15 protein-coding genes are annotated in these 14583 nt (G+C 65.6%); 6 read left to right on the top strand and 9 right to left on the bottom strand.

Annotated elements, in window-relative coordinates; translation table 11 throughout:
• Positions 1-78: 78 nt before the first annotated feature.
• Genes qhpG through HU751_RS20750 form a run of 4 tightly spaced genes read right to left on the bottom strand, consistent with a single transcriptional unit; the run spans position 79 to position 5672 of the window.
• Complete coding sequence (qhpG, locus tag HU751_RS20735; protein WP_186732326.1) at positions 79-1368, bottom strand: flavin-dependent monooxygenase QhpG; 1290 nt, start codon at positions 1366-1368, stop codon at positions 79-81.
• A complete protein-coding gene (gene qhpE / locus HU751_RS20740) occupies positions 1361-2038 on the bottom strand; it encodes a subtilisin-like serine protease QhpE (RefSeq protein WP_186732325.1) in 678 nt (225 codons plus the stop codon). The genes qhpG and qhpE overlap by 8 nt, the downstream gene beginning before the upstream one ends.
• Positions 2028-3755 (bottom strand): ABC transporter ATP-binding protein, encoded by a 1728-nt coding sequence (locus HU751_RS20745; protein WP_186732324.1) that lies wholly within the window; start codon positions 3753-3755, stop codon positions 2028-2030. Before HU751_RS20745 ends, qhpE begins: the two co-directional genes overlap by 11 nt.
• Positions 3756-3758: 3 nt before the next feature.
• Complete coding sequence (locus tag HU751_RS20750) at positions 3759-5672, bottom strand: sigma-54-dependent Fis family transcriptional regulator (protein WP_186732323.1); 1914 nt, start codon at positions 5670-5672, stop codon at positions 3759-3761.
• A 207-nt stretch (positions 5673-5879) separates the two neighbouring features.
• On the opposite strand from HU751_RS20750, the gene HU751_RS20755 reads away from it, so the two are divergent.
• From HU751_RS20755 to HU751_RS20765, 3 genes are all read left to right on the top strand, one after another.
• Positions 5880-6380, top strand: coding sequence for a sigma-70 family RNA polymerase sigma factor (locus tag HU751_RS20755; RefSeq protein ID WP_110737734.1), 501 nt, complete (start codon positions 5880-5882; stop codon positions 6378-6380).
• A gap of 10 nt (positions 6381-6390) precedes the next feature.
• The gene (locus tag HU751_RS20760) at positions 6391-7326 is read left to right on the top strand and encodes a FecR domain-containing protein (protein WP_186732322.1); all 936 of its coding nucleotides are present in this window, start codon (positions 6391-6393) and stop codon (positions 7324-7326) included.
• Between the two features lie 110 nt (positions 7327-7436).
• Positions 7437-9920 (top strand): TonB-dependent siderophore receptor, encoded by a 2484-nt coding sequence (locus HU751_RS20765; RefSeq protein WP_186732321.1) that lies wholly within the window; start codon positions 7437-7439, stop codon positions 9918-9920.
• Between the two features lie 45 nt (positions 9921-9965).
• On the opposite strand, the gene HU751_RS20770 is transcribed toward HU751_RS20765, so the two are convergent.
• Together HU751_RS20770 and HU751_RS20775 are read right to left on the bottom strand one after the other, a co-directional pair.
• Entirely contained in the window at positions 9966-10253 is a 288-nt protein-coding gene (locus HU751_RS20770; protein WP_186732320.1) for a DUF3077 domain-containing protein, read from the bottom strand.
• Between the two features lie 145 nt (positions 10254-10398).
• Positions 10399-10656 (bottom strand): hypothetical protein, encoded by a 258-nt coding sequence (locus HU751_RS20775; protein WP_186732379.1) that lies wholly within the window; start codon positions 10654-10656, stop codon positions 10399-10401.
• Positions 10657-11110: 454 nt separating this feature from the next.
• On the opposite strand from HU751_RS20775, the gene HU751_RS26895 reads away from it, so the two are divergent.
• Together HU751_RS26895 and HU751_RS20785 are read left to right on the top strand one after the other, a co-directional pair.
• Positions 11111-11578, top strand: coding sequence for a hypothetical protein (locus HU751_RS26895; RefSeq protein ID WP_225933363.1), 468 nt, complete (start codon positions 11111-11113; stop codon positions 11576-11578).
• A 127-nt stretch (positions 11579-11705) separates the two neighbouring features.
• Positions 11706-12023: a hypothetical protein gene (locus tag HU751_RS20785; protein ID WP_186732319.1), complete on the top strand. Its 318-nt coding sequence runs from the start codon at positions 11706-11708 to the stop codon at positions 12021-12023.
• An 80-nt stretch (positions 12024-12103) separates the two neighbouring features.
• Here HU751_RS20785 and HU751_RS20790 read toward each other — a convergent pair whose 3' ends face one another.
• Together HU751_RS20790 and HU751_RS20795 are read right to left on the bottom strand one after the other, a co-directional pair.
• Entirely contained in the window at positions 12104-12391 is a 288-nt protein-coding gene (locus tag HU751_RS20790) for a DUF3077 domain-containing protein (protein WP_186732318.1), read from the bottom strand.
• Between the two features lie 205 nt (positions 12392-12596).
• A complete protein-coding gene (locus HU751_RS20795; RefSeq protein ID WP_186732317.1) occupies positions 12597-12854 on the bottom strand; it encodes a hypothetical protein in 258 nt (85 codons plus the stop codon).
• 457 nt (positions 12855-13311) lie between these two features.
• Between HU751_RS20795 and HU751_RS20800 the strand changes: the two genes are divergently transcribed.
• Complete coding sequence (locus HU751_RS20800; RefSeq protein ID WP_186732316.1) at positions 13312-13554, top strand: hypothetical protein; 243 nt, start codon at positions 13312-13314, stop codon at positions 13552-13554.
• A 223-nt stretch (positions 13555-13777) separates the two neighbouring features.
• On the opposite strand, the gene HU751_RS20805 is transcribed toward HU751_RS20800, so the two are convergent.
• Complete coding sequence (locus HU751_RS20805) at positions 13778-14500, bottom strand: tellurite resistance TerB family protein (RefSeq protein WP_186732315.1); 723 nt, start codon at positions 14498-14500, stop codon at positions 13778-13780.
• Positions 14501-14583: the final 83 nt, after the last annotated feature.

Consider the following 14583-nt stretch of genomic DNA (forward strand, 5'->3'; position numbering starts at 1 on the left):
TATCGCGGGGCAAGCCCGCTCCCACCGGTGCCGAGTCAAGTCGCACCGGTGGGAGCGGGCTTGCCCCGCGATGAATCTTCAGCAAAAACCCTGCTCGCGCAACCAGCGCGCAACCATCGGCTGGTGCGCCTGTGTCACCAGGCGCTCCAGGCCGATGCCAGCCTGTACGCCACGCACCACCGGCGCCAGCTCGACACCCTGCAGGTGCCACACCCCCAGCGGCTGGTCCGCCGTCACCACCACCTCGGCCTCTTCCACCCAGCCATCACGCAACACCGGGCGTCGCTCCACTCGCACCGCCTGCCAGTCCGCCGCAGCGTGCAGCGGCTGGGCATCCGGCCAATTGCGGCGGCGGACCCAGAACGGCTGCTCACCGCGCTGTGCCTCCTGCGCGTAGAAATCCCGGCCGATCCGGGCGAAACGCAGAAACAGCTGCTCGACCCGCGCCTGATGGAAGCGCTGCGCCAAGTCCGCCTGCCCGGGCCGCTGCAACAGAGTATTGATCACCACGGGCGCCTGCAGCGCCGAGGACAACGACTGGAAGATGCCATTTCCCGACAGCGGGTCCACCGCCATCGCGGCGTCGCCGACCCGCAGCCAGTCCGGGCCCGCACAGCTGCCGGCGAGAATCGCCGTGCTGCTGCGCGCATGCACCTGGGCGGGGGCGAAGGCCTGCTCGCCGAACAGCTGCGCCACCAGCGCCGAACCACGCCGACGCTCGGCACAGTATTCGGGCAAGGCCGCCTTGCCCGGCAGCTGCGCCGCCGTCGCATCCAGCGTCACCTGCCAGTAGCAGCGGCCATCGGCCAGTCGCGCCATCCAGGCCCAGCCGTCGTCCAGGCTCTCCACCGCCGAGGCCGGCGTGCCGGGCGCGGCCTGCCAGAGGTTGAGCAGGCTGACGGTCTCCGGCCCGCGCAGGCGACCTTCGCTCAACGGGGCCTGGCGACCACGAGCCTCGACCAGGAAGTTACCGTGCAAGGTGCGACCGTCGTCCAGGTGTAACCGGTACCCCTGCCCCCGCGCCACCTCGCGCACACGCCCTTCGATCAGCTCGACACCAGCGCGACGCAGGTCGTCGCGCAGGGCCTGGTCGAAACGCTGGCGATCGAGCAGGCATTCCTGGTTCAGTTGCAACCGCTCGCCGTTCCAGTGCACCTGGCGCGTGGCCGGCGTGGTGGCCTCGGCCAGGGCGGCACCCAGGCCTGCATGACGCAGGCCCTCCAGCACCCGCTGCGACACGCCTTCCACCGCGGCGAAGCGGCGCCAGTCGGACACCACCGTGACGGGGTAGCCCATCCGCCGCAGCCCCAGGGCCGTGGCCGCGCCGGCAGGTCCGGCGCCGAGTACCAGGATGCTTGCTTCAGGCATTGATCGGCCCCTTGCGCTCAGGGCCTGCGAACGCAGCGTGGGTTTTCAGCCACCGCAACAGCGCCTCCCGGGTCATGCCGGGCTCATCGCGCAGCAGGGCCGCCACCCGGCCGCTGAATGCGGCGCAGGCCAGGCTGGCTCCTGCCCCGCCATCGCTGCCGACCGCCGCGCCGAAGTCGGCCTGGGCCGTGTCCAGCCACGACCACTGCCCGGCAGCGCAGCGGGCATCGCCGGTCACGCGGATGACCCCGGGGTAGCTGGCCGGGTACACCGGCTCGCCCCGCGCCGGGCTCGAGGCGCACAGCAGCACCCCGGCGGCCACGGCCTCGGCACAGGCCTGGCGCAGCACCGGGCGGTCCTGGCGCAGGCCCAGGCTCAGGTTGACCACGCTCGCGCCGGCCTCCACCAGCCACAACAGACCAGCCGCCACCTGCAAGGCACTGGTGCTGCCCTGCCCGGCGAACACCTGGGCCAGCAGCACGGGCTGGGCGCCGGACTCGGCGCGCAGCCTCGCCAGTACGGCGCTGCCATGGCCCAAGGCGTCCGGCAGCGGGTCGCCCTCGCGCAACATGCCCTCTTCGAGCCAGAAGCGACGCGCATCCAGCAGGCCGGCCGCCTGCTCCGGTGAGCAGCCGCTGTCGATTACGCCAATCCAGGGTTCAGCGGTCATGGTCGGCAGGTTCCTTGCTGCGCAACTGCCCGGCCAGAAGTTCTAGGTGCAGATCGGTGTCAGCGAGGGTCGAGGTGCGGTGGCTGATGAGAATCCGCGTGCGCCCGGCGAACAGCTGGTCGATGGCGGCGATCACCTCGCGCTCGGTGGCTTCATCCACCGCCGAGGTGGCTTCGTCCAGCACCAGGATCGCCGGTTGCTGCAGCAGCGCCCGGGCGATGGCGATGCGTTGCTTCTGCCCGCCGGACAGCTGCTGACCGCGTTCGCCCAGCAGGCCATCGAGCCCCAGCGGCAGGCTCTGCACCAGGCTCTCCAGGCGGGTCAGGCGCACCACCCGCTCGAGGTCGTCACGGTTGGCCTGGGGCGTGCTGTAGGCCAGGTTCTGCGCCAGGGTGCCGCGAAACAGCACGATGTCCTGGCTGACCACGGCAATGCGTCGGCGCAGGGCCTGCAGGTCGAGCTCGCGCAGGTCGACGCCATCGAGCAGGATGCGTCCGCCATCGGGGTCGTAGAAGCGCTGCAACAGGTCGATCAGCGTCGACTTGCCGACACCGGAGGCGCCACTGATGGCGACCTTGGCCCCGGCCGGCAGGCAGGCATCGACCTTGTCCAGCACCTTCCCCTGACGCCCGTCGTGGGCGAAGCTCACCGCGTCCAGGCGCAGCTCGCCAGGCCCCTGTGGCATGGGCCGGGGATCATCCGCCTCGCGCACCGCGACCGCCTCCCGCTTGAGTTCCATCACCCGCCCCAGGCTCACGGCCATCCGCTGCACCGCCACGTACAGGCCCAGCAGGCTCTGCACCGGACCGACGGCCATGCCCATGTAGGTGGAGAACGCGATCAGCGCGCCCAGCTGCCAGGTCCCCTGGATCACCCACCAGCCGCCGACCAGGAACGCGCACGCCCGGCACCAGGAGGTCAGGGTGCCGGGCACCGCCTGGGTGAAGAACTCGGTGACCTGCACCTTGAGCAACTGCCCCATGTAGCCCTGGCCCAGCCGGTCGAGGCGGTCAGCCTCGCGCTGCTGCTGGCCGGCGGCCTGGATGAACTTCATCGCCGGCAGCGTCTCGACCAGAAACGACGATACGTCCGCCGAGCGCTCGCGCAGGCTGCGCACCTCGCGCTCGACCTTGCGCCGCATCCAGCGCAGCCACAGCACCTCGAGCGGAATCAGCAGCGCCAGCAGCAGCGACAGCTGCCAGGACAGCATCAGCATCAGGGCCACCGCGCCGACCAGGCCGATCAGCGCCGACACCGCCGAGAACAGCGAGTCCACGGCAAAGCGCTGGATCTCGGCGACATCGCCGTCCAGCCGCGACAGGATGTCACCGGTGCGCCGCCGCCCGTAGAAGGTCGGCGACAGCCGTTGCAGGTGGCGGTACAGGTCGTCACGCAGGGCGAACAGGATGCGCCCGGACAGCCGGGTGTGCAGGTAGCGGTTGACCCCGGCCAGCACGGTGCCGAGCAGGCCGGCGACGATCATGATCGCCGCCATGTGCCAGAGGGTCTGGTAGTCCTTGGCCAGCAGCCCCTCGTCGATCAGCGTCTTGACCAGCCAGGGTTGCGCCAGGGCCAGCAGCGAGGCGCCCAGGGACAGCGCCAGCAGCACGCCGATGGCGCCACGGTGTGGACGCACGAAGCCATACAGCCAGGCCAGCGCCTGGCGCATCAGCACCGGGTCGCTGGATTCGATCAGCCGGGAAAACAGTCCGCCCATGGCTCAACCACGCAACTGCTTGAGCTTGCGGTACAGCGTCGCGCGACTGATGCCCAGGGCCTCGGCCGCTGCCGAGACATTGCCCTGATGGCGGGCCAGGGCGGCGCGGATCAGCTCCAGTTCGTTGTCGCGCAGGCTGCCGGACGGCGCGGCGCCGCTGGCCAGCTCGTCGAGCAGGCAGTCGGTGAGATGGTCAAGGGTCAGCACCTGCTCGCCCTCCTCGCGCATCGCCAGGGCGGTACGCACCACCATCTCCAGCTGGCGGATGTTGCCCGGCCAGTCGAAGTTCTCCAGCAGCGCCACCAATGGCGCATCGAGGTTCACGCCCCTGGCCCCGGACTTGTCCAGCAGGCCCTGGATGAGCGTCGCCAAGTCGTCACGCTCGCGCAGTGCCGGCAGGCGCAGGGATACGCCGTTGACCCGGTAGTAGAGGTCTTCGCGAAACTGCTGGTCGGCGACCAGTCGCTTGAGATCACGGTGGGTGGCGCAGATCAGCGCCACGTCGATGTCCTGCTCGTCGCCGGCGCCCAGCGGCGCCACCCGGCGCTCCTGCAGGACACGCAACAGGCGCGCCTGCAAGGCCAGTGGCATGTCGCCGATCTCGTCGAGGAACAGCGTGCCGCCATGGGCCTGCATCAGCCGTCCGACCATGCCGCCGCGGCGCGAACCGGTGAAGGCACCCTCACGGTAACCGAACAGCTCGGACTCGATCAGGCCCTCGGGAATCGCCGCGCAGTTGACCGCCACGAACGGCTTGTCGGCCCGCGGGCCAGCCTGGTGCAGGGCACGGGCGGCAACTTCCTTGCCGGTACCGGTTTCGCCCAACAGCAGCACCGGCAAGCCATTGGCCAGGCCCTGGCGGGCCATGCGCAGGGCTCGTGCCAGGCGTGGGTCACCACCGGCCAGGGCCTCCAGGGCCTGGGGCTTGGCCGGTTCGGCCGGCCTGGCGGCGGGCGTCGGACCACTGATACGGCCATGCCGTGGCAGTTGCAAGGCACGGAAGAAGAATTCGCCCTTGGCGGTCTGCACGCTGCTGACACCGCCCTGCCACAGGCGGGCGATGAATGCCGGCGAACGCTCGCCCAGCAGGTCGCTGCTGCGCCGCCCAAGCAGTGTCTGGCGCGGCATCTGCAGCAACTGGCAGGCGTTGTCGTTGGCCGCCAGCACCTCGCCCTCCAAGCTCAGCGCCAATAGGCCCTGCCAGGCGCTGGCCAGGTACTGCGGCCGACTGTGGAAGGCCAGCACCAGGTGCTCGGGGTGATACAGCCCGAACAACCGGCTTTCGATACTGCCGGCGGCCAGCAGCAGCGTGGAAAGGCTGTCCTGGGGCTGGGCCATGACGCCTTCGCGGGTCACGTCGAGCACGCCGATCACTTCGCCGCACGGGTCACGCAGGGGCACCGAGGTGCAGGAGAACGGGCTGAGCCGGTCGAGATAGTGCTCGCCGCAGTTGATCAGGGTCGGCTGACCCTCGACCACCGCCGTGCCGATGGCGTTGGTGCCACGCAGGGCCTCGCTCCAGCAACTGCCCGGGTGCAGGTCGCGCAGGCCCTCGCGCTCGAGTGTCTGCTTCTGGCCCTCGATGGCCAGCACGTTGGCCTGGGCATCGCCGAGGATGACGATGCCGCTCTTGCCCTGGCGCTTGACCAGGTAGTCCAGTTCGGGGGTGACCGCGTCGATCAGCAGCCGGTTGTGCTCCAGCAGCGCGCGCAGGTCCAGGCCATGGCGGATGCCCAGGCCCACCTGCTCGCCCTGCAGGCAGTCCAGGCCGTGACCGAGGCTGCGGCGCCAGGAGGCGTCGATCTCGTCACGCAGCATGCCGGAGGGCAGCTCGCCTTCACTGGCCAGCTTCAGGCGGACCAGGCGGGATTGCTGCAGCGGGTCGTTGGCGTTTGTTGTTGGAAGTTGTCGCGCCATTGCGTGCTCCAGGGGTGCCCCGCGCAGGCGGGGCAATGGGCATCGGATTTTTCGGCAGTGTGCGTCAGAATTCGCTGGCAGTCATCTAGTACGCACTAGCGATTGATAGGCGCCTCGCACGGCACGCCAGCAGCCGTGGACCTTGCAATCCCTCCGCCGCACCGAGACAATGCGAGCAATTACCATTTACATCATGGATCCCGCTCTATGTCGACGCTCGACCGCTCGGCGCTGCACCAGCTGTACAGCGAAAACAACGGCTGGTTGAAAAGCTGGTTGCGCGCGCGCCTGGGCAATGCCGCCGATGCGTCCGACCTGGCCCACGACACCTTCCTGCGGGTCATGACCGCCCGCAACCAGGCGCCCATCCGTGAGCCGCGCAGCTACCTCAGCGCCATCGCCCGCGCGCTGCTGATCGACAAGGTTCGCCGCCGCGCCATCGAGCAGGCCTACCTGCAGGCCCTGGCCCTGCGACCCGAACCGGTCGAGGTGTCGCCGGAGATTCGCCTGTCGATCATCGAGATGCTGGTATCGGTCGATGCAATGCTAGACGAGCTCGGCCCCAGGACCCGCGACATCTTCCTCGCGGTGCAACTGGAAGGGCTGACCTATGCGGCGGTCGCCGAACGCTTCGACGTCTCGATCACCACGGTGAAAAACCACCTGATCCGGGCCATGACCCGCTGCCTGCTGGTGGTCGAGAGCTGAGGGCTGGTCAATGGATATGAAGACACTCGAAGCGGCCGCGACCTGGTACGTGCAGCTCAATGACGGTGATGCCGACACTGCACGGACCCAGGCCTGGCAGACGTGGCTGGCCGCAAGCCCGGCGCATGCCGAAGCCTGGGCGCGGGTGGAGAAGCTCCAGCGGCAATGGGCAATGGTGCCACGCCAGGCCGCGCTGTCGGGTTTGGGCGCGGCCCAGGCGCAGCGCCGCGAGGTACTCAAGGTGCTGGGCATGCTGCTGGCCGTCGGCGGCGGCACCTGGCTGGCCAGCGAGCAGGTGCCCTACCGCGCCCTGCTCGCCCAGGAGCGCACTGGCAGCGGTGAGCGACGCTCATTGCGCCTGGAGGACGGCTCGCAGTTGGAACTGAACGTCGACACCGCGCTGGATGTGCGTTTCGATGCACAAGTACGGGCGATCCAACTCTATCGCGGCGAGATCCTGGTCAGTACCGCCAGCGACCCCGCCCGGCGCCCGTTCATTGTGCACACCGACAACGGCAGCGTGCGGGCGCTGGGTACGCGGTTCAGTGTGCGTCAGCTGGCGGAGCAGACACGGGTCGGCGTGTTGCAGTCGGCCGTCGAGATACGCCCCCGGCACCACCTCGACCAGGTGCTGCGCCTGGACGCCGGACAAAAGGCCGGCTTCGACCGCGACACGTTGGCCCGCGCCCAGCCCCTGCCCGCCGACTCGACGGCCTGGGTCCAGGGCATGCTCAGCGTCAACGACTGGCGCCTGGGCGACTTCATCGACGAACTGGGCCGCTACCGAAGCGGGGTGCTGCGCTGCGCCCCGGCCATTCGCGGCATGAGCATTTCCGGCTCGTTCCGCATCGACGACACCGACATCGCCCTGGCGAACCTGCCCAAATCCCTGCCGGTGAAGCTGCGCTACCTGAGCCGCTACTGGGTCAGCGTGGAACCTGCCTAAGTCCTGAACGAAAAAAGTTTTCCGCAATCTTGCTGATTTCGATTCTCGTCCGTCCATGACACAAGCCGCGACGACAGCGACTTTCCGCCATGACACGCAAGGATCACCCAATGCCCGCTCCCCACCCCACCGCCCGCCTGCGCCTGGCCATCCGCCGGCTCGCCTTTGGCCTGTCCCTCGCCACCGTGCCCTGCGCGCTGCTCGCGCCGGCCCATGCCATGGCGAGCAGCCAGAACACCTACCATATCGCCGCCGGCCCCCTGGGCAATGCGATCACCCAGTTCGGCGTGCAGGCGGGGGTAACGATCTCGTTCGACACCGAGCAGACCCGCCACCTCAACACCGCCGGACTCGACGGCAGCTACACCATCGAGGAAGGCCTGCTGCGCCTGCTCGCCAGCAGCGGGCTGCAAGCCCAGCGCCAAGGCAACGGCGGCTATGTGCTGGTCCCGGCCGACAACGGCGCGGCGATGGAACTGGGGCCGTTGACCATCGACGCCAACCGCCTCGATGCCACCAGCGAGGGCACCCAGTCCTACGCAGCGCGCGCGGTGACCATCGGCAAAGGTGTGCACAGCCTCAAGGAAACGCCGCAGTCGGTCACTGTGATGACCCGCAAGATGCTCGACGACCAGAACCTCAACACCCTGGAACAGGTGCTCGACAAGACCCCCGGTATCACCGTCTACGACTCGCCCATGGGCGGCAAGTACTTCTACTCCCGCGGCTTCAACCTCGACGGCCAGTACCAGTACGACGGCGTGCCGCTGGATGTGGGCGGCAACTATGTGCAGGCCAACAGCTTCTCCAGTGACATGGCCTTCTACGACCGGGTCGAGATCCTCAAGGGCGCCGCTGGCATGATGAAGGGCTCAGGCTCGTCCGCCGGTGGCGTGAACTTCGTGCGCAAGCGCGGCCAGGACAAGGCCCATACCACGCTGACCCTGTCTGCCGGCACCTGGGACAACTACCGTGGCCAGGTGGATATGGGCGGCCCGCTCAACGAATCGGGCAGCGTGCGCGGCCGCGCCGTGGCGACCCTGCAGGACCGCCAGTACTTCTACAACAACGCCAAGCGCCAGGACCAGGTGCTGTACGGCGCCCTCGACTGGGACGTGACGCCCGACACCACCCTGGGCGTGGGCCTTGCCTATGAAGACGTCGACGCCTCGCCCTGCTACCACGGCCTGCCCCGCTACGCCAACGGCAGCGACCTGAAGCTGTCGCGCTCCACCTGCCTGGGCGCCAGCTGGAACGACCAGCAAAGCCAGCGCACCACCGGCTTCGCCGACCTCAAGCATCGCTTCAACGACGACTGGACGCTGAACTTCGCCTCGGTCTACACCCACAACAACCAGAACATCGAGTACGGCTACGCCGAGGGCGCGGTGCCGGTGGGCGCCGGCAGCGCCGGGATCCGCCGCTATGCCGGGCGGTTCGACTACGACCAGGACGACTACGGCTTCGATAGCTACCTCGACGGCAAGTTCGAGGCGTTCGGCCTCGAGCACGAGCTGATCGTCGGCGCCAACGCCAGCCGCCAGCAGACCCACGACTACTTCGCACTGATGGGCCTGGACGGTACCCAGAACCCGTTCGATCCGTCGCCGGCCTTCCCCCACCCGTCCAAGGACGCGTTCCTGACCGCCCCCAGCCGCGGCGGTAGCGTACCCACCGACTCCACCACCACCCAGTACGGCACCTACGCCACGCTGCGCCTGAAGCTGGCCGAGCCATTGACGCTGGTGCTCGGTACGCGGGTGAGCTGGTACCGCAACAAGAGCGATTCCTACACCCAGGCCTGGGACTACTGGGTGCACAACCGCAGCCAGGAAAACGGCCAGGTCACACCCTTCGCCGCGGTGCTCTATGACCTCAATGACGAATGGACCGCCTACGCCAGCTACGCCGACATCTTCCAGCCGCAGAGCAACCTGGTGAATGCCCAGGGCCAGGCCCTGCAACCCAAGACCGGCGCCAACTACGAGCTGGGTATCAAGGGTGAGCTGTTCGGCGGCGCGCTGAACACCGCCTTCAACCTGTTCCGCACAGTCGAGGAGCATCGCGCCGAAACGGACTTCGTCGCCACCTGCATGGGCTCGGGCGACCAGTACTGCTACACCGACAGCGGCAAGGTCCGCGCCCAGGGCTTCGAGGCCGAGGTCAGCGGCTCGCCCATCGAGCGCCTGGAACTGCTGGCGGGCTACACCTATACCCAGACCAAGTACCTGAGCACCATCAACCAGACCGACCCGACCGAACTCAATTTCACCTCAAGCTTCATCCCGCGGCACATGCTCAAGGTCTGGGGCGACTACCAACTGGACGGCGCGCTTGAGCGCTGGACGGTCGGTGCCGGGGTTTCCAGCCAGAGCGACAACTTCCGCCGCCAGGGCAACCTGAGCATCGAGCAGGCGGGTTATACCCTGTGGAGCGGCCGCGTGCAGTACCGCCTCGACGAGCACTGGAGCCTGGCGTTGAATGGCAACAACCTGCTGGACAAGCGTTATTACTCGACTGTGGGGGCTACTGGCTGGGGCAACTACTACGGTGAGCCGCGTAACTTCATGGTGACGCTCAAAGGGAGTTTCTGACGGGTGCAAGATGGGGCGGCGCAGTCGAAACCGCCCCTGCCCGTTTCACACCCTTTTCAGCATCCCCATGTGCGCATCATCCATCAATGCCTTGGCCATATCGCTCAGGTAGTGCGATGCCCAGACCAGCACCGGTTCGTTGTCCATCACACCGATGAAGGACGCCCGGCGGGCGCTGTCGAGCAGCACGGAAGCCTGCTCCATGGCGTGGTTTGCGCAGTTGCCGGGTTCCACACGGAACAGGCGTGTACCTTTGGTGGCGCCTTCCAGACAGGTGCAACTGCCGACGGTCCAGCCGAGCTGGCCGTGGTCTGCAGGGGTTTCGTTGTCCATTTGCGAAATCCTCTCTCGTGGAAAAGCCATAACTCATTGATTTAGCTAGCCCCTGTAGGAGCGGCACCTTGCGCCGCGAAAGGGCTGCGCAGCGGCCCCGGCAATTTTGATTGCGGCGCGGCATCTGGGGCCTGTGGCAGCTCTATCAGTGCAATGTGTACGACGGCGGCCGCGCACTCATCTGTAGCTGAGCCAGTGCCGACTCCAGCAGCATGCGGGTGGCATCAAGCTCGTGCATCATCGTCAGCATCACCAGAGTGGCCGGTGATTTGGGCAGGTGGCTGAACGACTGATGGGCGACGGCCAGTGCGCACATGACGTACTCGGTGGCCTGAACGAGGGTGTCCTCGAGGAGATGGGGGGATTCGGTGGACGGGGGTGGATCCGGGACGATCTTCAACATGACTTCATACTCGACGTTCATGAATGATCAACCAGACACCCATTCACCTGCAGGAGGATGGGTGGCGGCTACGTGCGGGTCTGCAAGTCCGGGGAACATCGAGCGATAACCCGGCCGGCCCGAGGGCCAACCGCACGTAGCCACCATTGAGCACAACCACTGGAAAGCGCCAGCGACTCGAAGGTGAGTACAGTTCGATGTTCAGACGGGCTTGCAGGCCCGGTCGTTGATTTGGCAACGACCCAGCGAGACTAGCCGCCACTTCGAGGGCGCAACAGTGGCCAAAGCATGCTTCGGAAATGGACTACTCGAAATAGGGAAAATCTGATTCCTCCATGTAGGACGCGCCAACGAATCATTGGCCGGACTCTGCCCTGCTCACTGATCGACCCTTGGCAGACATTCATAGCCAAAAGCAGTAAGTTATGTGGGCCTCAGCAGAGCGAGAAACCGAATGTTCAACCGGCTATCCATTGCCAGTCATAAGTCCAAGTACAGCCAAGGCTACTACCCCACCTTTGCGATTGACGGATCACCCCTTGAGGTTTGGCTACCCAGGCAGAATGCGGATGCCGAACTCCACCTTGTAGCTGCCCACTCCGGTTTGCACAGTGATGAAGACACCTTGTTGATCTGGGATCGGATCTATTCCACGGCTCCAGGATGGAAGACCTTGGTGCCTTTGCTGGTATGCTCGGATGACCTGGACCTTACCTGCACCGTGATTGTCGCTGAGCAATGCGCCCGTGAGCATGCCGTTCACTGGAGTCGATTTGGTTTGCTAAGGGACCTGATCACTGTCGAATCCCCTGCTGTTGACTGGTTCGACGCGATACCCTGCCTGACTTTTGAAAGGTCGCATTTTCACAGCATGCTGGATGAGTTCAGAATGCAGGAAAACATCGAAATGTACTGGGACTAGCCTGACCAGCAAGCGATTCGAGATCCGCACTTCCGGTCTTGAAATACATTAGGCTACGTCGCTGATGCCCACACCGGTCCCCCACTCCGATATCGATACCTTGCTAGGTACAGCGCACGATCGCTCAGTGACCCTGGACGATTTATCGCTTTACTGCCGAAGCCCAGACCTGCGATCTGCCGATCTGCTCAATGCCCTATCAATCGAAACGGCCCGACGATTCATTTCGGGGGCAATATCGTATGAGGCTGGCGATAACATCATGAATGGCCTATTCACCGCCATTGTCGAACTGAGCACGGACGAGGAGATGCCACAGCCGGCATTTGACATCTACCTGGCATTCGATGACGGGGAATACCATCGTCCAGGGGACTCGGAACACATACAGCCGTCAGAGCGCTATACCAGACCTTTATTGAAAGACCTCGATAGCGCCCAGTGATCCAGCCACACGGCTCAAGCGCCCGTCCAAGTGTGACCTGAATCGGTGCGGCTGTCCGACCCAGGCCACCGGGGTCTGTTTCACACCTTCTTCAATATCCCCATATGCGCATCATCCATCAAGGCCTTGGCCATATCGCTCAGGTAATGCGATGCCCAGACCAGCACCGGTTCGTTGTCCATCACACCAATGAAGGACGCCCGGCGGGCGCTGTCGAGCAGCACGGAAGCCTGCTCCATGGCGTGGCTTGCGCAGTTGCCGGGCTCGACACGGAACAGGCGCGTACCTTTGGTGGCGCCTTCCAGGCAGGTGCAGGTGCCGACGGTCCAGCCGAGCTGGCCGTGGTCTGCAGGGGTTTCGTTGTCCATTTGCGAAATCCTCTCTCTTGGAAAAGCCATAACTCGTTGATTTAGCTCGCCCCTGTGGGAGCGGCCTTGTGTCGCGAAAGGGGCGCGCAGCGGCCCCAGGTTCCGAGCCGCCATCAAAATCGCCGGGGCTGCTGCGCAGCCCTTTCGCGACACAAGGCCGCTCCCACATGGCTAGACGATCGCCTAGGGGATCGTGGCAGCCCTGTCAGTGCAATGTGTATGACGTCGGCCGCGCACTCATCTGGAGCTGAGCCAGTGCCGACTCCAGCAACATGCGGGTGGCATCAAGCTCGTGCATCATCGTCAGCATCACCAGAGTGGCCGGTGATTTTGGCAGATGGCTGAACGACTGATGGGCGACGGCCAGTGCGCACATAACGTACTCGGAGGCCTGGACGAGGGTGTCCTCGAGGAGATGGGGGGATTCGGTAGATGGCGGTGGATCCGGGACAATCTTGAGCATGATGAAATTCTCTAGTTGCACTGATCGGACCGCAGCCCATCGCTTGCAGGCGATAGGGTGGCGGCTACGTACGGGCCTGCAAGACCGGGGCAACTAGAGTAAGCCCGGCTGACCCGAAGGCCACCCGTACGCAGCCACCATAACGCACGGCCAATGGCTTGAGACCAATGGCAAGGGGTGGCGCTGATCTAGTTGTCCCGCTCAGGCTTGCAGACCCGGCCGCTACTTTTTGCAGCGACCCAGCGAGACTAGACCTCTGTTGGAGGGCATAAAAGCGGCCAAAGCATGCTTCGGAAACGGACTACTCGAAATAGGGAAAATCTGATTAATCCCTGTAGGACGCGACGCGGGGCTCTCCCCTGCCCGTCTACCCTGGCCCCAAAAAGACGGTTTACATCTCACCCAGAGCTTGTAGAGAATCCCCCCACTTTTGGTCATCAGGTCTGAGAAGCTGCATATGCCCTACATCATGCAAGCTGCCATCCTTCTGGTACTGGGCGCACTCCTCGTTCAGTTTCTGAAACCATACCCCTTACGCAAGTGGCTGGGCGTGGCGCTGTTGGCTGCGGGCCTGGTCGGCATCTTCAAAGTCGGCCAGCAGCAGTTGCTGGGCTTTGATTTGGAGCTGCTGGCGCTCCTGGCCGTGCCGTTGGGCGTGGTTCTGTTCGTGACGCGGCGACGGTTCACGGAGGTGGGCTGAAGCCCAGGTCCGGCTCTTGTAGGAGATCGCCGGGCCCTACGGGCTACGCAGCCGTGCAGGGAACAACGTTACAAGCCTTACCAACGTGGGAGCGGGCTTGCCCCGCGATGCGGCATATGGCACCGGCGTTGCCGGTGATCGCGGGGCCAGCCCGCTCCCACGCAGCCCAACAACCAGGTTGCATTGAGAACAGCGCCTTGGATCAATGTCCACTTCGGATCGATCAGGCGGCCCCCTTGGCCTGCTGCTCCAGATGCACCTGCAACGTCGGATCGATCCTCAACGCACTGGCCAACTCATCAAGGTAGGCCCGCTCCGCATCCTGCTGGTCATCTACCAGCATCACACTGGCCAGGTACATTTCCGCAGCCATGCCCGGGTCCTGGGCCGACTGCGCCACCTCGGCGGCATTGAGGGGCTTGCTGACTTCCTCATCCAGCCATTGCTGCAGTTGCGGGTCGCTGGTGTGACGTTTGATTTCGGCGTAGATCAACTGTTCTTCCTGCGGGTCGATGCGACCGTCAGCCTTGGCTGCCGCAATCAGCGCGCGCAAAATCGCATGGCTGTGATCCTCGGCCTCGGGGCCAGACAATTGATCCACGGTACGCACGGCCTGTTGCGGCGCGGCCGCCTGGCTACGCTGCCAACTTTGATAAGCCTGGAACGCCATCATGCCCAACGACGCCAGCGCCGCGTAATTAACGCCACCAGCAGAGCGCCCCTGAGCGGAAGCGCCAGCGTTGCCACCGCTGCCACCCAAAATGCCGCCCAGTAAACCACCAAGGCCACCACTGCCACCTGCGGTACTGCCGCCGCCAAGCAGCCCTCCCAACAAGCCGCCCAAACCGCCCAGGCCGTCTTGCGATGACATGCCGCCGCGCCCTTGTTGCGCTTGCGAACCCTGCCCGGCCCGAAGCAACTGTTCCAGCAGATCACTCGTGTTCATGGCACCGCCCTCGGTCGGTAGTCGTCGCCCAGACAAGCAACGATAGTCCCCTCAAGGCGAACCGCCATTACCGTCTGGCCGAC

It is taken from the genome of Pseudomonas peradeniyensis, from assembly GCF_014268935.2.
GTDB lineage: Bacteria > Pseudomonadota > Gammaproteobacteria > Pseudomonadales > Pseudomonadaceae > Aquipseudomonas > Aquipseudomonas peradeniyensis.